Source organism: Geothrix campi (assembly GCF_024609265.1).
Lineage (GTDB): Bacteria > Acidobacteriota > Holophagae > Holophagales > Holophagaceae > Geothrix > Geothrix campi.
On sequence record NZ_JANHMP010000001.1, the window covers coordinates 1694442 to 1712341 of the forward strand.

13 protein-coding genes are annotated in these 17900 nt (G+C 58.0%); 6 read left to right on the forward strand and 7 right to left on the reverse strand.

From position 1 onward, the window contains the following. Nucleotides 1–378 precede the first annotated feature (378 nt). Nucleotides 379–1908, forward strand: a complete 1530-nt coding sequence (locus tag NOV65_RS07820) for an Rne/Rng family ribonuclease (RefSeq protein ID WP_257305569.1) — start codon at nucleotides 379–381, stop codon at nucleotides 1906–1908. A 3-nt stretch (nucleotides 1909–1911) separates the two neighbouring features. On the opposite strand, the gene NOV65_RS07825 is transcribed toward NOV65_RS07820, so the two are convergent. The 5 genes from NOV65_RS07825 to NOV65_RS07845 form a co-directional block, all read right to left on the reverse strand. After that, nucleotides 1912–2592 carry an HAD family hydrolase gene (locus NOV65_RS07825; protein WP_257305571.1) on the reverse strand — a complete coding sequence of 227 codons (681 nt, stop codon included), beginning with the start codon at nucleotides 2590–2592 and terminating at the stop codon, nucleotides 1912–1914. Nucleotides 2593–2605: 13 nt separating this feature from the next. After that, nucleotides 2606–3106 (reverse strand): LEA/WHy family protein, encoded by a 501-nt coding sequence (locus tag NOV65_RS07830; protein WP_257305572.1) that lies wholly within the window; start codon nucleotides 3104–3106, stop codon nucleotides 2606–2608. A 1-nt stretch (nucleotide 3107) separates the two neighbouring features. Beyond that, a complete protein-coding gene (queD, locus tag NOV65_RS07835) occupies nucleotides 3108–3455 on the reverse strand; it encodes a 6-carboxytetrahydropterin synthase QueD (RefSeq protein ID WP_257305573.1) in 348 nt (115 codons plus the stop codon). A gap of 63 nt (nucleotides 3456–3518) precedes the next feature. Further along, on the reverse strand, nucleotides 3519–6257 hold the full coding sequence (locus NOV65_RS07840; RefSeq protein WP_257305574.1) for an SLBB domain-containing protein: 2739 nt from the start codon (nucleotides 6255–6257) through the stop codon (nucleotides 3519–3521). A 56-nt stretch (nucleotides 6258–6313) separates the two neighbouring features. Further along, nucleotides 6314–7423, reverse strand: a complete 1110-nt coding sequence (locus tag NOV65_RS07845; protein ID WP_257305576.1) for a glycosyltransferase family 4 protein — start codon at nucleotides 7421–7423, stop codon at nucleotides 6314–6316. Between the two features lie 553 nt (nucleotides 7424–7976). On the opposite strand from NOV65_RS07845, the gene pnp reads away from it, so the two are divergent. From pnp to NOV65_RS07865, 5 genes are all read left to right on the forward strand, one after another. Continuing rightward, nucleotides 7977–10151, forward strand: a complete 2175-nt coding sequence (pnp, locus tag NOV65_RS07850; RefSeq protein WP_257305577.1) for a polyribonucleotide nucleotidyltransferase — start codon at nucleotides 7977–7979, stop codon at nucleotides 10149–10151. Nucleotides 10152–10412: 261 nt separating this feature from the next. After that, nucleotides 10413–11591 carry a glycosyltransferase family 4 protein gene (locus NOV65_RS07855; protein WP_257305579.1) on the forward strand — a complete coding sequence of 393 codons (1179 nt, stop codon included), beginning with the start codon at nucleotides 10413–10415 and terminating at the stop codon, nucleotides 11589–11591. A 27-nt stretch (nucleotides 11592–11618) separates the two neighbouring features. After that, nucleotides 11619–12578: an NAD-dependent epimerase/dehydratase family protein gene (locus NOV65_RS07860; protein WP_257305580.1), complete on the forward strand. Its 960-nt coding sequence runs from the start codon at nucleotides 11619–11621 to the stop codon at nucleotides 12576–12578. 998 nt (nucleotides 12579–13576) lie between these two features. Then, a complete protein-coding gene (locus tag NOV65_RS15605; protein WP_425250845.1) occupies nucleotides 13577–14248 on the forward strand; it encodes a glycosyltransferase in 672 nt (223 codons plus the stop codon). Nucleotides 14249–14415: 167 nt separating this feature from the next. Continuing rightward, nucleotides 14416–15717, forward strand: coding sequence for a right-handed parallel beta-helix repeat-containing protein (locus NOV65_RS07865; protein WP_257305581.1), 1302 nt, complete (start codon nucleotides 14416–14418; stop codon nucleotides 15715–15717). 41 nt (nucleotides 15718–15758) lie between these two features. Here NOV65_RS07865 and NOV65_RS07870 read toward each other — a convergent pair whose 3' ends face one another. Together NOV65_RS07870 and NOV65_RS07875 are read right to left on the reverse strand one after the other, a co-directional pair. After that, complete coding sequence (locus NOV65_RS07870; RefSeq protein WP_257305582.1) at nucleotides 15759–16688, reverse strand: glycosyltransferase family 2 protein; 930 nt, start codon at nucleotides 16686–16688, stop codon at nucleotides 15759–15761. Between the two features lie 93 nt (nucleotides 16689–16781). After that, nucleotides 16782–17789: an EpsG family protein gene (locus tag NOV65_RS07875; RefSeq protein ID WP_257305584.1), complete on the reverse strand. Its 1008-nt coding sequence runs from the start codon at nucleotides 17787–17789 to the stop codon at nucleotides 16782–16784. Nucleotides 17790–17900 lie beyond the last annotated feature (111 nt).

Genomic DNA, 17900 nt, shown 5'->3' on the forward strand with positions numbered 1-17900 from the left:
AAAGAGCGGGACAGGATGAACAGGATTCCTGCCTGGTGCCTGCCGGGGGAATGGCTTTTTTTTGCCGGTGATGCACTGTGATGAGGGTGACCGACCCTGGGATGCTTCCCCCATGAACCCTGGCTGAGCTGCGGGCGGAAATCATTGAAATCACTGGCCAATCTTGTTTTTTAAACCCTTTTAATTCACCTTTTAATCCTGCCAATCCCGTCTCCGCCTTGTTTCCTTCAGGGAATAAATACCAACTCCGGAACCTTCGACCGTTGGCGCGGCATCCTAAGAACATGGTAGAAAAGACCTACCCTTCGGCCTGGTACGGCCCTGGGGCCCGCAGTCGGGGCACGGCGCCCTCCTGTAAAGTTCTGAAAGGTTGGTTCCATGGAAGTCCGCAAGTCCCTGGTGGTCAATTCGACCCCCCTGGAGACGCGCATCGCCCTGCTTGAGAACGGCCAGCTCTGCGAGCTGTTCCTCGAGCGGACGATGAACAAAAGCCAGGTGGGGGATGTGTACAAGGGCCGGGTGGCCAAGCTGCTCCCTGGCATGCAGAGCGCCTTCGTGGGCATCGGGGGGGCCAAGGATGGCTTCCTCTACCTGGACGATCCCGTGGCCCAGCGCCTGGGAGCCGACCTGTCCGCCGACGAGGAGGGGGAAGAGCCCGTCGCCGATGACCTCCCGCCCCCGCCGCCCCCCCTGCCGCCCCTCAAGGAGGGCGAGGAGACCCTGGTGCAGGTGGTGAAGGATCCCATCGGCTCCAAGGGGCCGCGCCTTTCGCGCCACCTGAGCTTCCCCGGCCGCTTCCTGGTCTTCATGCCGGGCATCGACCACATCGGCATCTCCCGCAAGATCACCGATCCCGTGGAGCGGGAGCGCCTGCGGGATCTGATCCGCAGCCACGCCCAGCCGGGCGAGGGCTTCATCGTCCGCACCGCCGCCATCGGCGAGAAGGACGAGGACCTGGTGGGCGATGTGGCCTTCCTGCGCCAGGCCTGGCAGGAGATCCAGGCCAAGGCCGAGACCGTGCCCGCACCGGGCCTGGTCTGGCATGACCTGCACCTGCTCCAGAAAGTGCTGCGCGACATCTTCCGCGAGGAGGTCTCCAGCTTCTGGGTGGATGATCCCGAGGCCTACCGCGAAGTGCTGTCCTTCGTCGAGAAGCTGCATCCCGACTGGGCCAACCGCGTGAAGCACTTCACTTCCGACCTGCCCATCTTCGAGGCCTTCGGCATCGAGGGCGAGATCGAATCCGCCCGCCAGCCCAAGGTGTTCCTCAAGCACGGTGGCTCCATCGTGCTGAACCAGACCGAGGCCCTGGTCAGCGTCGACGTGAACACCGGCAAGTTCGTGGGGAAGAAGGATCTGGAGGAGACCGTCTACCTCACCAACCTCGAAGCCATCCCCGAGATCGTGCGCCAGCTGCGTCTGCGCAACCTGGGCGGCATCGTGGTCATCGACTTCATCGACATGGTGGACGCCGCCCACCGCGACGAGGTGCTGGCGAAGTTGCAGGAGGAGCTCAAGCGGGACCGCAACCACGCGCGCGCCGGCGGCATCTCCGAGTTCGGCCTGGTGGAGCTCACCCGCAAGCGCACGGGCCCCTCGCTCGAACGCCAGCTCACCCAGCCCTGCCCTGTCTGCAACGGCGCGGGCCGCACCCAGAGCCCGGAGACCTCCCTGCTGAAGGCCTACCGCGAGCTGGTGCGCATGGGCGAACGCCTGCGCGGCGCGGATGTGCGCCTGACCCTGCATCCCGAGCTGGCGGGCGCGCTGCATCAGGAGGCCCGGGAAGGCCTCATGCAGCTGGCCCGTCTCCTCGGCGCCCGCGTCCAGTGGATCGAGCGCCAGGACACCCCCCGGCAGACCGTGGTCCTCGACGTCCAGCTATCCGGCCAGAACAGCGCCACCGCCTGAGCTTCAGCCCAGACAGGTCGGACAGCGCATGCCCAGCTGGAGGTTCTCGATGAGTTCGGGCACCCGGTCGAGGCTGCGCACTTCGTACAGAGGGGCGTCGGGGTCGTGATCGGGGCGCGGCTTGGCGTCGCGGTTCACCCAGATGGCCGTCCAGCCCACGGCCAAGGCGCCCAGCACATCATCGGTCCAGCTGTCGCCCACCATGGCGAGGTTGCCGGGAAAGAGGCCCAACCGCCGCTGCACCGCCTCGTAGGCCGCGGGCTCCGGCTTGAGGGCACCCAGATCGGCGCTCCGGTGCTGGAGGCGGATGCGCTCGGAGATCCCCAGGCGATCCAGCAGCTCCAGGCCGAAACTCTGCGTGTTGGAGAGCAGCGCCACCCGCGCCAGGTCGCGCACCGCGGCCACGGCCTCCGGCGCGCTGGGAAAACAGAGCGCCTCGTCCCCCGCCTCCCGGAAGGCCTGGGCCATGGCCTCCATCTGCTCCGGGTCGAGCCCCGCGGGCTCGCGCCAGGCCTCGAGGAAGGCCTCCACCGACGCATAGGGCCGGATCATGCCATCCCGCATGAGGGCCGCGTGCAGGTGCTCCTGCTCCGGCCTCAGCAGGCCCTTCAGCCGCTGGAACGGGCTCCCCGCCGGGCTGTAGACCAGCGTATTCCACAGGTCGAAGACGACGGCGCGGATCATGCAGGTCCGTGGTTCATCGGTTGGTGGCCTTCGAGGTGCGGAAGGGCACGCCGAACTCGATGCCCAGCACCTCGAAGCGGGCCTCGCCGTTGAGGCTCCAGGTGGCGGGCTCGTGGCGGGTGGCCGCCGCCGTGAGGGGCCCCCAGGCGCTCTTCAGATCGGCATAGCTCAGCACCACTTCGGCGTGCAGGGTGCTGCGGCCCTTCGGCGCCAGGTCCATGCCCTCCGGGAAACCGATGGCCCCCAGGGCGTGGTCGCCACCCTGGGCGGCCAGGCGCAGGTCCCCGCGCACGCGCCGAGTGCGCAGGCGCTGGTCCGTGGGGTTGTCCACGCCCACGTCCAGGCGCAGGCGCAGGCGCGAGCGCTCCAGCGGATAGGCCAGTTCGATCTGCGGCTCCACGCGATCCAGCGAGAAGCGCAGCTGGCGCGCCGCCTCCTGGTACTGCAGGGCCGGGTTGATGGCGTCGCAGCCGACCAGCAGCACGAGCGCAGAGAGGGCGAGGGCGCGTTTCATCTCAGGCTCCGCGGTAGATCACGCAGTTGTCGCTGGTCTCGTAGACTTCGATCTGGCAGAGCTGGGGCAGCGCGGGCTTGAGCTGGTCCCAGATCCACACGGAGATGTTCTCGGCCGTGGACAGGGGGATCAGGTCGTTGAGGAAGCGGTGGTCCAGCTTCGAGATCACGTTCTCCACCACCACCTTCGAGAGGTCGTCGAAGTCGATGATCATGCCCGTCTCCGGGTTCACCTGGCCCTCCAGCAGCACGAACAGCTTGTAGCTGTGGCCGTGCAGGTTCCTGCACTTGCCCGGGTGGTTGTAGATGAAATGGGCCGCTTCGAACCAGTACTCTTTGCGCAGGATCATGGCACTCACGATAGAAAAGGCCCCGCGGTCGCGGGGCCTCTCATTCTATCAGCAGGTGCGGCCCTACTTGATGGCATTCAGGATGAGGGCCAGGGGCGTCAGGGCCTGGAGATTCTCCTGCCAGCTGGTGTCGCGGCGGAAGCGCTGGGGCACCAGCACCGTGTCGCCAGGTTCCACCGGCTTCCCCTCCACCCAGCTGTCGATGATGCGGCCATCGGCCTTGAGCAGGCGGATGGCGCCGCTATCGGCATTCCGGGTGAGACCGCCCGCCAGCCGCAGCAGGTCCGAGACCTTCTGGCCCTGGACCACCTTGAAGGAGGCGAAGGGGCTGGCCGTCTCGCCCACCACATAGGCCGCATCCACCCGCCTGGGAATCAGGATCTCGTCCCCGTCCTGCAGGTCCACGTCATAGGTCGCATTGCCCTTGAGCGCCTGATCGAAGTCCACCACCAGGCGGTTGAGATCCCCGGCGAACAGGCCGTGCAGGATGGGGTTCCTCAAGAGCTGGCCCGTGAGCGGCTGGCGCTTGGTTTCGCTGAGCCGGTCCAGGATGTCGTTGATCCCCTGGGCCGTGGGATCCTGCTGCGACACTCCGGTCGCCGCCGCCGCCTTCTGCCGGGAGACATCCCGGCCCAGGCGCCGGATGAAGATTCCCGCCTTGGGCATGGCTTCAGGCGTCAGCCCGCCGGCCCGCTTGACCAGGTCCGACAGCTTCGGGCGCTCCTGATCCAGGGCGTAGGCCCCGGGCCGTGCCACCTGGCCGGAAATGCGGACGGTGCGATGGACTCTGAAATCCGGCCGGGCGAAGAGGCTCAGCTGATCGTCGGGGCGGATGCGCGGATTCACCGCATCATCCAGCAGGGCGATGGGGCTCGCCGCTTCCGAGGACAGCAGCCGGGTCAGGTCCAACCGGACCACGTCACTGGACTGGCCATCCTTGCTGTGGGCCAATTCCGCCACCAGATGGTCCGCGTCCTTCTGGAGCACCCCGGCCCGGAAGATCAGATCCGAGGCGCGCATGCCCTCGTGGAAATCGTAGGTTCCCGGTCGGGCCACCGGTCCCATGACCGTCACCGACTGGGGCAGGCGCAGCTCTTCCAGCCGGAACAGCTCGATGCGATCGCGGTCTTCCAGCACCAGGTTGTGGGCGGGATCCCCCGCCAGGGCCTTGTCCACGTCGAAGGCCTGTAGGCGCGTCGTGCCATCCAGGGCCGTGTGTACGACCTCGCCCCGGGCCCGGTAGGCATCCGGCAGCACCTGGGCTTCCCGCTTCAGCAGATCCCCCACCCGCAGGCCCTCGGTCCGCGCGAACAGGCCGGGCACACGCACCCATCCGGCCACTTCCACCACCGCCCCCTTCCGTTCCCGGCGCGGCAGCGACGACAGGACATCGCCCCGCTGGAGGGTCAGCTGACCCGCCCGATCCAGGGGCACATCGCGCCCAGCCACGGTGCCATCCAGCTCCCGTCGCCGCAGCGTCAAGGCACCCGCGCCCGCTTCGGGGGCGAAGCCGCCCGCCCACCGCAGGGCATCCAGGACCGTCTCCCCTGCGCGCAATTCGAACTGCATCTGGGGGGCATTGCCGTACTCCATCCACTGCCGCAGCCAATCGGGGGTGGAGGCATCCTTGGCCTTCAGGGGCTGGCCGTTCGCCGGGTTGAGGCGGAGGCGGTGATCCGAGATCGGGGCGGACCGCAGATCCTCCAGCTGGAACTGGATGGCCTGCAGGCGGTCCTCCAGGCTGGCCAGCTCGGCGAGGGTGGGGCCGGGCTTGGCCTCAGGCTCCTTCTGGGCCTCGGCCTTGCGCGCATCCGCCCGGGCGATCCCAAGCTGGGTCTCGATGGCCTTCTTCTCCCGCAGCAGGCGGGCCCGCTGCTCCTCCTGGGCATCCATCTCCTGATAGGGGCCGCCCTCGGACTCCTGGCCAGGGGCGTAACTGGCCCCCGCCACCCGCTGGAAGGCCCCCTCCAGCAGCACCTGGTTCTGGGCCAGGGGCACGAAGATGGTGTCGCCGCTCTGCAGGGCCACGTTGGGATTGCCCAGGCCCTCGGCCCGCAGGGGATACAGATCGAGGCCCGCCACCTGCCGGCCGCCGCGCATCACGCGGATGTCGCGGTAGCTGCCCACGGCCGTGGGGCCGCCGGCCAAACCAAGGACGTTCACCAGGGAGCTGAGGCTCGACACCAGGTAGCTGCCGGGCTTGTAGACCTCGCCCATGACGAAGACCCGCACCTCACGGAGCTCGATCACCTGCAGATCCACCGAGGAGCGCGAGAAGTTGCGGCTCACCAGGCCCTGCATCGCCGCCTTGGCCTTGCCGAGCGTCAGGCCGCCCACCTTGGCCGTGCCCACCTTGGGGATCACGATCTCGCCGCGGCCGTCCACCTGCACGGGCAGGTCGAAAGTGGCGCTGCCGAAGACATTGAGGTTCAGCCGGTCGCCCGTACCCAGCACGTAATCCTCGGCGATGCCGCCTTCGGTGGCGGCCGTGCCGCGCTGACGCACCAGGAAGAGGTCCGCGGCGAAGCGGCGCGGGCCCTTCTCCCGGGCCTTCATGGCCTTGATCTCCGCCTCGAGCTTCTCGTCTTCGCTCCGCTCCCGGGCGACTTCCTCCGGGTTGGCCGTGGCAGCCGGCAGGCTGGCGGTCGACCGGGATGGCGTGGCATCCCCCTGGGAGCCTGTCCCCTGCACGCCGGCGGCAGCCGCCGCCTGCTTGAGCGCCTGCAGATCCAAACCCGGCGGGAGCTGGGCGAAAACAGCCGTGCAGGCCCAAATCAGGCCCAGGAGCATCCTCGAACGCATAAAAACAACCCCTGATCGCAGGTTAAAAGGAACCCAGCCCCTACGCTAGCACGCGATCAGGCCGCCGGATGGGTGCCTGATGTCCGGTTCAGGAGGGCCGGTGCATGCGCGCCGGAAGGCTCGTTCAGGAACGCGTGCCGGGGTTCTTTCCGCGGCACATAAGCGGAGAGGGGGTTGAGAATGGCCTTGTCCAGGAACACCCGGAGGGCGAGGAGGACCAGCGCGCCGAGCCCCAGCACCGAGATCGCCTTGGCATGCGCCCAGGGCAGATCGCGGGTCATGGGGAGGGCGGCCAAGCCCAACAGGAGGGGCGTCACCAGCCACGCCCGGCCACCCAGGCGCTCCAGCAGCCAGTGATGGAGGTGGCTCCGGTCCGCCTGCCCGAGGGGGCGGCCCGAATAGCGGCGGATGGCCACCACCGTGGTCACGTCCAGAATGGGGTAGGCCATGAGCCAGAAACCCAGGCCGCGATGGACCGGCAGGGCCCGCTCCATCACCAGCACGGCGAAGAGGCTGCCCAGAGTCAGGGAACCCGCGTCCCCCATGAAATGCCGGGCCTTGGGGTAGTTCAGGAGCAGCAGGGCGAGCAGGGCGCCCCAGAGGGGGGCCGACCCGGCCCCCAGCAGCGACCCGGGGCCCAGGCTGAGCGCGCCCAGCAGCACGCAGGAGAACCCGAGGGACAGGCCGTTGAGCCCGTCGATCAGGTTGAAGGCCTGGGGAATCCCCCAGTACCAGAGCATCAGCAGCGGGAAGAGGACGACGGCGTGATCCGGGATGTCGATCCCGAACAGGGTCACGTCCAACCCGCTCTGCAGCAGCTGCCGGGTATGCACCGCGGCCAGGGGGATCGCCACCAGCATGCCGGCCATGGCCTTCCAGCGGGCCCTCAGGTTGAGCCGATCATCCAGCACCCCGATGGTGGCCATGCTCACCACCACGGACCATTCCAGGTAGGAGAGCCCCAGGGAGAGCACGCCCAGCACCTTGGCGGCCAGCAGGACGAGGATCAGGGCCAGCCCGCCGATTCTCGGCACCGGATGGGCGTGGGCCTTGCGGTGGGTCGGCACATCCATCCAACCCTTGGGGCCGATGGTCCGGGCAAGCAGCAGCACGAGCCCGCCCGTGGCCAGGGCTGTCAATGCCGCGATGTAGGGTGCCTGGATCATGTCTGGCCTTGCGCAGGGGGAAGGGTCTGTTCTCCGTCTGAACCCTTGGACCGGGGTATCTCGGGATGGGTTGATCCTCTATGAATCTTTATGTGCTGGAAGCCTGGGATCCTAAATCCCGTCAAGGTCGTTCAACAGCGGGTTGGCGACGCAGTCGCTCCGCTTCCAAGTCCGAAGGTCGGCCCGCCCATTCTAGCCTCTCACTCAAGTATCACAAAATGAGGCTTCCTTCCCCGCGAGGCCTCCCACCCTTCCCCGGCGCCAGCGGAGGTCCGCCAGGCTCCATGGTTCCCAAGCCCCCCCGGAGCTCCTCAATCCCTGGCTAAGCCCAGGCCTGCCAGATCAAAGCCCCGGGACCGGGTCTGGCCAGCCCGTGGTATCCTGACAAGCCGATTTTCACCTGCTCCCCTTCGGCGGCGACCTCTGCAGGAAGCCCACCTCCCCCTCCTGGCTCAGGATTCGGCGGACGGGTTTCATGGAGTGATCGCGGGAGACCCGGACGCGTGAGCCGGTCTCAGGGGAGCCCAGTGGGCCCGAGGGCCCAGGAGCTTGCATGAACGCATTGAAATTCAACCCCACGACCGTCTCCGTGGACCTGGGCGACGCGCCCATCAGCCTTGAGACCGGCCGTATCGCCAAGCAGGCCCACGGCGCCGTCGTCGTCCGCCAGGGCGACACCATGGTGCTCGTGGCCGTGTGCTACGGCACCCCCCGCGAAGGCATCGACTTCTTCCCCCTCACCGTGGACTACCGCGAGCCCGTGCTGGCGGCCGGCAAGATCCCCGGCGGCTGGTTCAAGCGCGAGGGCCGCCCCACCACCAAGGAAACCCTCACCAGCCGCCTCATTGACCGCCCCCTGCGGCCCCTGTTCGAAGAGGGCTACAACGGCGACACCATGATCACCGCCCAGGTGCTCAGCTACGATGGCCAGCACGCCCCCGAGACCCTCGCCATGGTGGGCGCCTCCGCGGCCCTCATCATCAGCGAGATCCCCTTCGTGAACCCCGTGGGCGGCGTCCGCGTGGGCCGCGTCAATGGCCAGCTGGTGGTGAACCCCACCGTCGAGCAGCGCGCCGACAGCGACATCGACCTGCTGGTGGCCGGCACCGCCGACGCCCTGGTGATGGTGGAGTGCGGCGCCAAGGAAGTGCTGGAAGCCGACATGGTGAAGGCCCTCGCCTTCGGCCATGAGCAGATCAAGACCCTCGTGAAGCTGCAGAAGGATCTGCAGGCCAAGGTGGGCAAGCCCAAGGTCGCCGCCGCCAAGGCTGAGCGCAACGAGGCCCTCTACAAGGACGTCGCCGCCGCCTTCGCCGAGAAGCTCTTCGCGGCGCTGACCATGAAGGTGAAGATCGAGAGCTACAAGACCATCGACCTCCTCAAGAAGGAAGCCGTCGCCCAGTTCTGCACCGAGAAGCCCGAGCTGAAGAAGGATCTGGTCGCCTGCTTCGACGAGCTGAAGGAGACCCTCTTCCGCAACGCCATCCTCAAGCAGGGCGTGCGCCTGGACGGCCGCAAGTTCGACCAGATCCGCCCCCTGAACATCGAGATCGGCGTCCTGCCCGCGGCCCACGGCAGCTGCCTCTTCACCCGCGGCGAAACTCAGGCCCTGGTCACCACCACCCTGGGCACCATCAACAACACCCAGATCATCGACGGGCTGGAGGAGGAGTACAAGAAGAAGTTCTACCTCCACTACAACTTCCCCGGCTACAGCGTGGGCGAGTGCAAGCCCAACCGCGGGCCCGGCCGCCGCGAGATCGGCCACGGCATGCTGGCCGAGCGCAGCCTCTTCGCCGTGTTCCCCACCCCCGAGGAGAACCCCTACACCGTGCGCGTGGTGTCTGACATCACCGAGAGCAACGGCTCGTCCAGCATGGCCACCATCTGCGGCGGCACCCTCGCCCTGATGGATGCCGGCATCAAGCTCAAGTCCCCGGTGGCGGGCGTGGCCATGGGCCTCGTCAGCGACGGCGACAAGTTCGTGGTGCTGTCCGACATCGCCGGCCAGGAAGACCACTACGGCGACATGGACTTCAAGGTCGCCGGCACCGAGAAGGGCATCACCGCCCTCCAGATGGACATCAAGATCGGCGGCATCACCACCGAGATCCTCACCAAGGCCCTCGATCAGGCCAAGGCCGGCCGCCTGCACCTGCTGGATCTCATGGGCCAGGTGCTCGCCGCCCCGCGCGCCGAGTTCGCCAGCAACGCCCCCCAGATGCACAGCATCCAGCTCCCCAAGGAGAAGATCCGCGACGTCATCGGCAAGGGCGGCGCCACCATCCGCAACATCATCGAGGTGAGCGGCTGCGAGGTGAACATCGACGACGACGGCCTCTGCCAGGTCGCCGGCCCCACCCAGGAGAAGCTGCAGATCGCCCTCAAGATGATCGGCGACCTCATCCAGACCGCCGAGGTTGGCAAGACCTACCTGGGCAAGGTCGCCAAGGTGGTCGAGTTCGGCGCCTTCGTCACCATCCTCCCCGGCCTGGACGGCCTGCTGCACGTCAGCGAGATCGCCCATCACCGCGTGAAGGAGCCCGCCGATGAGCTGACCGAAGGCCAGGAAGTCATGGTCAAGTGCATCGGCATCGACGAGAAGAGCGGCAAGATCAAGCTCAGCCGCAAGGCCCTCATCCCCAAGCCCGAAGGCATGGAAGAAGAGCCCGCCAGCGAAGGTGGCGAAGAGCCCCGCCGCGAGCGTCGCCCGAGGCCCCGGCGCTAAGGATTAATTTTACAGTTTAAATCACAAACAGGGGGCTTTGGCCCCCTGTTTACTGTTTGCAGCAAATCGATTCATAGTGATACGAATAGATTTCGTACATCTAGTTTGTGTTATTACTAGTTGATTTTCATAGAATACTTCTTAGAGTGAGAATTTTATTGTAATACACAACGATCCCATGACTTCCCAACTTACTTCAAAGGCTGGATTAGTGGGTTCCGGGAATAGTGATCCGTATCGCATGTGCCAAGGGCATACTAGATGGTTCAAACCGGCATCACTGCCTCTGACAAGGTTGCTCACACGTTGAAAACCATCTCGTACTTCGCCAACTCTGACTGGTATTTGTTCAACTTTCGCGCCCCATTGGCTCAAGCGGCCAAACAAACATTTGGGGCTGAGATTCATTGTCTTTGCCCAGATGGCCCTTACCGCCCACGACTTGAGGCGATGGGGTTCCGTTGGTTTGAGACACCACTTGAGCGTCAGGGCACAGACCCTATTGCTGAATGGAAACTTCTTCAGCGCGTCCGCCAGGTCCTACATGAAACTCGACCAGATCTCCTGCACAATTTCACCTTAAAATCTGTGGTATGGGGAACCCGGGCGGCAAGAGCCGAAGGGATTCCTGCCCTGGTTAATGCTCTCGCGGGCATGGGTTCCGTGTTTCGCGGTGACACGATGAAGGGCGCCCTGATCCGTCCTGTAATCAAAGGTCTACTTCGCCGCAGCCTTTCGGGCCATCGCCAAAGGGTAATCTTCCAGAATCCAGACGATCTCCAGCTGGCCGTCAAGGAACTTGGTGTTGATCCCTGCACCGCCGCGCTAATTCGCGGATCCGGAGTAAATACAGCACGCTTCACACCAGCTCTCATTTCGCCCGATCCACCGGTCGCTCTGTTTGTTGGGCGCTTGTTGAAGGACAAAGGAATCCTCACTTTTATATCTGCCGCAGAACAGTTACATAAAACTCATCCCTCATTACGCTTTCGGATTGCAGGATCGGCAGATGCGGGTAATCCGAGTAGTCTTCAAATATCTGATATTAAAAAAATTTCATCAGAACGACCATACCTTGAATTCCTTGGCCATGTCGAGGACATGGTGCAAATTTACCGTGGGGCGTCATTTATGGTGCTCCCGACTGCTTATGGGGAAGGTGTTCCAAGATCACTTATTGAGGCTGCAGCTTGTGGTCTACCTCTAATTGCTACTGACCATCCTGGTTGCCGAGAAATTGTTCTTGACGGTGTCAATGGATTCACGGTACAGCCAAAAGATTCTCAAGCGTTAGCAGACGCTATCCGAAAACTACTGAAGAATTCAGACCAAATGATTACCATGGGAGTGCAGGGTAGAACCCTAGTGGAAACAGAATTTTCAGAAGAATCAGTGATAAAACGTACCCTTCAAATTTATCGGGACCTCATGGTAGGCTGAGTACCCAATTCTACTCTGGAGTAATTTATGAAAATCCTCGTCACTGGGGCGGCTGGGTTCATTGGATCTCATACCGTCGAGCGTCTTCTTGATCGAGGAGATGAGGTGGTAGGTCTCGATGATTTCAACGACTACTATGACCCCACCATTAAGCGAAGAAACATCGCTAGGGCCCAGACTCTAAGAGGATTTACTCTTATTGAGGGCGATATTCGCGACGAAGATCTAATTGAGAAGCTATTTCACAATAATCACTTTGATGCAGTTATCCATCTCGCTGCCAGGGCTGGTGTTCGTCCCAGCCTTAAACACCCAGCTCTTTACGAAGCAGCCAATGTCATGGGCTTGTTGAATTTGCTGGAAGCCTCCGTCAGGCATGGCAAACCATATTTTGTATTTGCTTCATCATCTTCTGTTTACGGCATCAGCCCTCTCCTGCCTTGGCGCGAGGACAATCCTGTTGATTGCCCAATTAGTCCATATGCGATCACCAAGCGGGCCGGCGAACTACTTTGTTTCAGTTATCACCAAACTTACAGCCTTGACACCTGTTCTCTGCGCTTCTTCACAGTTTACGGGCCTCGGCAACGCCCAGAGATGGCTATTGCCAAGTTCTTCCGGGCCGCCTTTGATGGCACTCCAATTACGATTTATGGTGATGGGTCTGCTAAACGTGATTTCACCTACGTCGAGGATATTGTAGACGGCTTGACTGCAGCACTAGACCGTCGCTTTCAACACGAGATTATCAACCTAGGTGGTGCGCATACGGTAACGGTACTGGAGATGGTGAAAGCCATAGGTGAGGTATCGGATCGCAAGCTCGATATTCGCTTTGAACCTGCTCAGCCTGGTGATGTACCTGCCACCTGGGCAGACGCATCCAAGGCGACCAAGCTACTAGGCATGGCACCTAAAACGCTGCTGATGGATGGTCTTTCTCGTTACCACGCATGGCTAAAGAGCAATCAATACCTCGAACACTAAGTGCAATTTGATTTCAGGCTTTCGCTCCAACTAGGTATGGATTGCTTGTTTCATCTACCTAAATCGTCACCTAAAGACCTAGGGTATAATTTGAATATTATACCATAGAAAGCTATATTTATTGAATTTTAAAATCGGACAGTGTTATCGTGCAAAAGACTAGGTGCGATCGGCGGCCGGGCATGTCATCACCTAAACGTCCCATGATGGTCAGCGAAGCATTCACATACGCGGATGGCAGTTTGGACCAATGGGCGAATATTAGCCCAAAAAGCCAAGTGCCTTCTCTCATCATCTTGAGCCATGAATTCGCACTTGGACCGCCTTGCAGCGTTACCCTATCCTTACTCTGTAGTGAATGAGACGGTACCAATGCCCTCAACTCATAAGACAAAGCTCACCAGGCCTTCACACCATCGTCCATCAAGTCCCGGCCCCTCTACCGCCCCGAGCCCATGGAAGGATAAGGATTATTCGTGTACTCAGTAGGTTCAATGTCGATGGGGCCGTATTAGCAAAATCCAGATATCATTTCACCCTCTGGATCGGTCCCCTTCTTCGGTATCATTTTAAAACAAAGGATTTATTTTATGCATCGCCTGCTCGCATTGCCACGGTACAGCGAGGTAGGTCCCAGTAGCCGTTACCGCACCTACCAATTCCTGCCCTACCTTCGTGACCATGGGTGGGATATAACGGTTCGTCCATTCCTTGGCGAAGCCTATGTAAAAGACCTTTATGCGGACCGCAGATGGGGGATGGGCCGTATCATTCCCAGGCTCGCTGCCCGATGCAAGGATTTAGCAACTTCTGGGCGATATGACGCCTTGTGGATTGAGAAGGAGAGCCTGCCTTGGGTATCCTCCTTGCCAGAGCGGATCCTCGCAAGGTTGGGGTATCCTTTCGCCGTCGATTATGACGATGCCATCTTCCACCGTTACGACCAACACCACTCGCCCCTTGTCCGCAGGCTTCTTGGGCACAGGATTGATCGCATCATGGCTTCGTCCAATCTTGTGATAGCAGGAAATACATATCTAGCCGAACGAGCATGGACTGCCGGAGCTCGACGAGTCGAGATCCTTCCGACTGTAGTCGACTTGGATCGCTATCCAGAACCGGTAAACTCAGAGCCTCAATCAGCAGGTCCCATCCGGATTGGCTGGATTGGATCCACGCTCAACGAGTCTTACCTTTACGAAATATCCGATGCACTGGCTAGAGTGCATCGGCAGATTGCCATTGAATTAGTGGTGATCGGTGGGTCCGCAAATTTCAGTATACCGGGAGTACCAGTCCGCAGTGTCCAATGGACCCAGGCTACTGAGGTGGCTGATCTCGCCGACTGCGATATTGGTGTAATGCCGCTTCCAGATACACCCTGGTCTTGGGGAAAGTGCGGGTTTAAACTCCTGCAGTACATGGGGGCAGGATTGCCCGTTGTGGCCTCGCCCATAGGAGCGAATTGTGACTTGGTCGATCAAGGGGTTAATGGATTCTTGGCAGGGTCACCTCAAGAATGGGAGAAAAGCATTCTTGCCCTCGCAATGGATGGGCGTCTTCGGACAAGCATGGGGATCCAAGGCAGGCGCTGCCTAGTCTCGAATTACACAATTCAGGCGGTAGCTCCTAAATTAGAAGCATTGCTATCTTCATTGATTAATAGTTAAATTAAAGCCCTTCCGAGACCTTATCGGACCGAACGTAGATAATGATGGTTGATAATAATATTGACGTCCATTAACCTTCAATAAATCAAAGCGACCATTGTTTTTGATGATCAAAGTTCTTCATAACCGATGCCCTTTAGAACCAAGGCAACTAAATGGAGTAGACCATGAAAACGCAGGTCTCGAAATGGTTCGCAGTCTTGGTTGTGGCCTTTGGAACTGTCCAGGCATTCTCTCAAATTACCCCTTTTTCTGAAACAATTACTAAACAAGAGCCCGGGAAAGTGGCCAAAGTAGCCAACGGTGAGCTGCAAATAGCCAACGCAGTCTGGTGGGGCTTTGATGAGAACGACGCCACGCGTGCCTTACAGCAGGCCATAGATTCCAAGGCAAAGAAAGTAATCGTCTCAAATACCGGCAAGCCATGGATAGTAGGTCCGATCACACTAAGGGGAAACTTGGAATTATTTATAGAACCAGGAGTGGTGATCATCGCAAAGAGTGGCCTTTTCATGGGCACGAATGACTGCCTGTTCCGGGCTGTTCGGCAAAGCAACATCCAGATTCATGGATACGGATCTATTCTAAAAATGCGAAAATATGACTATATACACACTCCCTATGTGAAAGGAGAATGGCGCCATGCACTCTCTTTTGATGGTTGTAACAATATAGAAGTTACTGGAATATTGATCCAGGACAGCGGCGGAGACGGTATCTACCTCGGTGGGGCGTCACTAGACCGAGGCTATTGTGAAAGCGTATTAATCAAGGATGTGACGAGCAATAACAATTTACGCCAAGGAATTTCCGTCGTTAGTGTAAAAAATCTTCAGATCGTACATTGTATATTCCAAAATACAAATGGTACGCCGCCAGCAGCTGGAATTGATTTTGAACCAAATAAACCTACGGATTTCCTTTATAATTGTTTAATTAGTGATTGTTATTTTAGCACGAACCAGGGATTTGGCGTATTGGCATATCTAGGAAGGCTTTCATCTAGTAGCCCAAAAATCTCGATTGAGCTCCGACGTTGCCACATCGAAAGTAATTTCGGGCCTGGTGTTGCGATCGGGGGCATTAGTGATTATGGCCCAAATGGCCTGCTGAACTTTATTGATTGCCAAATCGCAAATTCAAGAGGAACTGGGCTACTGATTATGGATAAATCCGACAAAGGAGCACTGTTTCAATTCGAAAATTGTCGCTTTGAAAATAACGGCGAACATCTTTCAACTTCGCCCATTATAATTAAATTAAGTAAAGATTCAATAATTAGACATATTGGGAATATTAAATTTATTAACTGTGAAATGAATGATTCTCGACCTCGGGCTATAATCGGCCTAGAGGGTAAGGTGTCGGGGGGCAATTTTATCGAAGGCACTCTTCGACTATCACACCCCAGCCCGAGGGCCGAGGCATCAATAAAGCAATTCGCTCCAAATCTTAATATATTCCATTAGCGTTAATTATTTACATCCATTTTACAATTGAAGGTTGAAAATCAGTCCGTTTTCTTAACTAATATCCGCCGAAATAGCCACCGCAATAACATACCGTATGCTTCCCAGGTTTCCTTTACGGAAGAAATCGAATGTCTCCTCATGCCCAGCATGGATCGTGACACTGGTTCAATCAACAAGGTAACTAATCCCACGGTTATTGCCCCAAAGATATTAAAATGCTTGAATACATAGAGAATTCGACTGCGCAGCGAATAAAAAAGGCGTTTTGCCTTGATTTGCTTTGAGGTCCCACCACCAGCATGAAAGACCTGTGCCCCTGAAAAATAGGTGCTAAACCATCCTAGTTGCATCGCCCTATATGAAAAATCGACTTCTTCAAAATACACAAAAAATTGTTCGTCGAAGCCTCCAATGGCTTTAAAAAGATCTCGACGGACCAGGAAATATGCGCCCATGACCTGGTCCACGCGCTGAGTAGTGAGGTGATCCCACTCCTTCATAGAATGACCTAGTCCTGGAAAGATTCGATTCAGTCCCGTTGCATGTGCAATAAAACCACTGACAGAAGGGAACCGGGAGCAACTGCTTGTGATATGCCCATCCTCATCCACTAGCTGTACACCGAAAATGCCAACCTTCCTGTTTTCAGGCGCTCTCGCAAATTCAATCACTTTACCCAGTGAACCAGGGAGCAACCGTGTGTCAGGATTGAGGAAAAGCAAAAATTCACTGCACGAATGTAATGCTCCCATATTGCAGGCGCGAGCAAAACCCAAATTGGTTCCGGCTCGAATAAGTGTAACCGTAGGAATCTCTTCTACCCGGGATGCGGAATCATCGATTGAGCCATTATCGACAATAATAATATGGCCAGTCGAGCACTGCCCATATTGTAGGATGGAATCAAGACATTCCTGAAGCTGCTGCCCAGAATTCCAGTTGACGATCACAATATCAAGATTATCCATTGAATTTGCACCTCGAAGATTAAGATTTTACACCATCAGAAACAACGCACTTCGGGCTATTCACTAAAATACGATGATGTCATTAACTTATGTTTATTTTTCTTCCCAGAAGAACCGGTAGGGGTTGAATGGCGACCGAGCGTGAGCCTCATCAAGCAATATAGCACCCCTAGCCATATCTTTATCACTAGTCATTGCAATTTTAAAAATACTAGAATACAATCCCAAAGCAACCAAGGCAACTATCGAAATATTACGGATCTCCCTTTTGATCCCTGCTGAATCAACTTCCAATGCCCAAAAAACAAATAAAGCATTCACAATTACTTCGATCCGGTCCACCACACTGAATCGAATTGTCGCGATCATCAAACTAATCAACACGATGAAAACCGGCGTCAGCGTGAACCTGTTGACTCGATTCACCACACAGGCAAAAATAATAATATAGATCAAAATCTTCGCAAATAGCCCCAGTCCATAGGGAACAACTTCAGAGCTAGAGATTGAAGCTAAGAGAAATAGATATTTACCACTCAAGACACTACTATTTACGATTAGCATATATAACCCAAATCCCGCCATTATAGAGAAAGCAAAAATCAATACTTTCCTTAAAAAGCCCTCTCCTTTGTTTAATAACATAGGGAATAATCCAATGATTGCTGAATAATGCGTGGTAACAGCCACCAATCCAACTAAATAAAAGGGTCTTGCATTTTTTTCATAAAATAATTTACTAGCGAGAATCAACAATAGAATTGCAGTCCCGCCTCTAAGAATATTGAACTGAAAGTTCAAATAAAACAAAGATATATAGAGCGCCATAAATTCCGCTGGATGTTTTGTTCTGTTAATTAATTTAATTAAAATAACTCCCTGTAGCGCTGCAATTAATGCCAAAAATATGAATGAATTACTTGTTGCGAAGGTTATAAGTTTAATAAAAACTGCAAATAATACTTCAGTGCTCCAGACCAAATTTAATAGAGATTCTTCTTCTGCATTACGAAACATCATATGATAAGAATAGGTATCGGTGCCAACATACCCTCGTATTCCAGCAAAAATAGTGACCATAATGATACTGATGACTGCCACCCGATATTGTACACGCCAAGGGGAGTACCGAAAAAACATCAGCAGAATGCAAATTGGGAATAGGACAATATAGTAGGGTAACAGATATACCTCTTAAGATATGTCGTTTGA

Bases quoted from the DNA above. Each gene is read 5' to 3' on its own strand.
- NOV65_RS07820 (WP_257305569.1), top strand. From the start codon at position 379: ATGGAAGTCCGCAAGTCCCTGGTGGTCAATTCGACCCCCCTGGAGACG.
- NOV65_RS07825 (WP_257305571.1), bottom strand. From the start codon at position 2,592: ATGATCCGCGCCGTCGTCTTCGACCTGTGGAATACGCTGGTCTACAGC.
- NOV65_RS07830 (WP_257305572.1), bottom strand. From the start codon at position 3,106: ATGAAACGCGCCCTCGCCCTCTCTGCGCTCGTGCTGCTGGTCGGCTGC.
- queD (WP_257305573.1), bottom strand. From the start codon at position 3,455: ATGATCCTGCGCAAAGAGTACTGGTTCGAAGCGGCCCATTTCATCTAC.
- NOV65_RS07840 (WP_257305574.1), bottom strand. From the start codon at position 6,257: ATGCGTTCGAGGATGCTCCTGGGCCTGATTTGGGCCTGCACGGCTGTT.
- NOV65_RS07845 (WP_257305576.1), bottom strand. From the start codon at position 7,423: ATGATCCAGGCACCCTACATCGCGGCATTGACAGCCCTGGCCACGGGC.
- pnp (WP_257305577.1), top strand. From the start codon at position 7,977: ATGAACGCATTGAAATTCAACCCCACGACCGTCTCCGTGGACCTGGGC.
- NOV65_RS07855 (WP_257305579.1), top strand. From the start codon at position 10,413: ATGGTTCAAACCGGCATCACTGCCTCTGACAAGGTTGCTCACACGTTG.
- NOV65_RS07860 (WP_257305580.1), top strand. From the start codon at position 11,619: ATGAAAATCCTCGTCACTGGGGCGGCTGGGTTCATTGGATCTCATACC.
- NOV65_RS15605 (WP_425250845.1), top strand. From the start codon at position 13,577: ATGGCTTCGTCCAATCTTGTGATAGCAGGAAATACATATCTAGCCGAA.
- NOV65_RS07865 (WP_257305581.1), top strand. From the start codon at position 14,416: ATGAAAACGCAGGTCTCGAAATGGTTCGCAGTCTTGGTTGTGGCCTTT.
- NOV65_RS07870 (WP_257305582.1), bottom strand. From the start codon at position 16,688: ATGGATAATCTTGATATTGTGATCGTCAACTGGAATTCTGGGCAGCAG.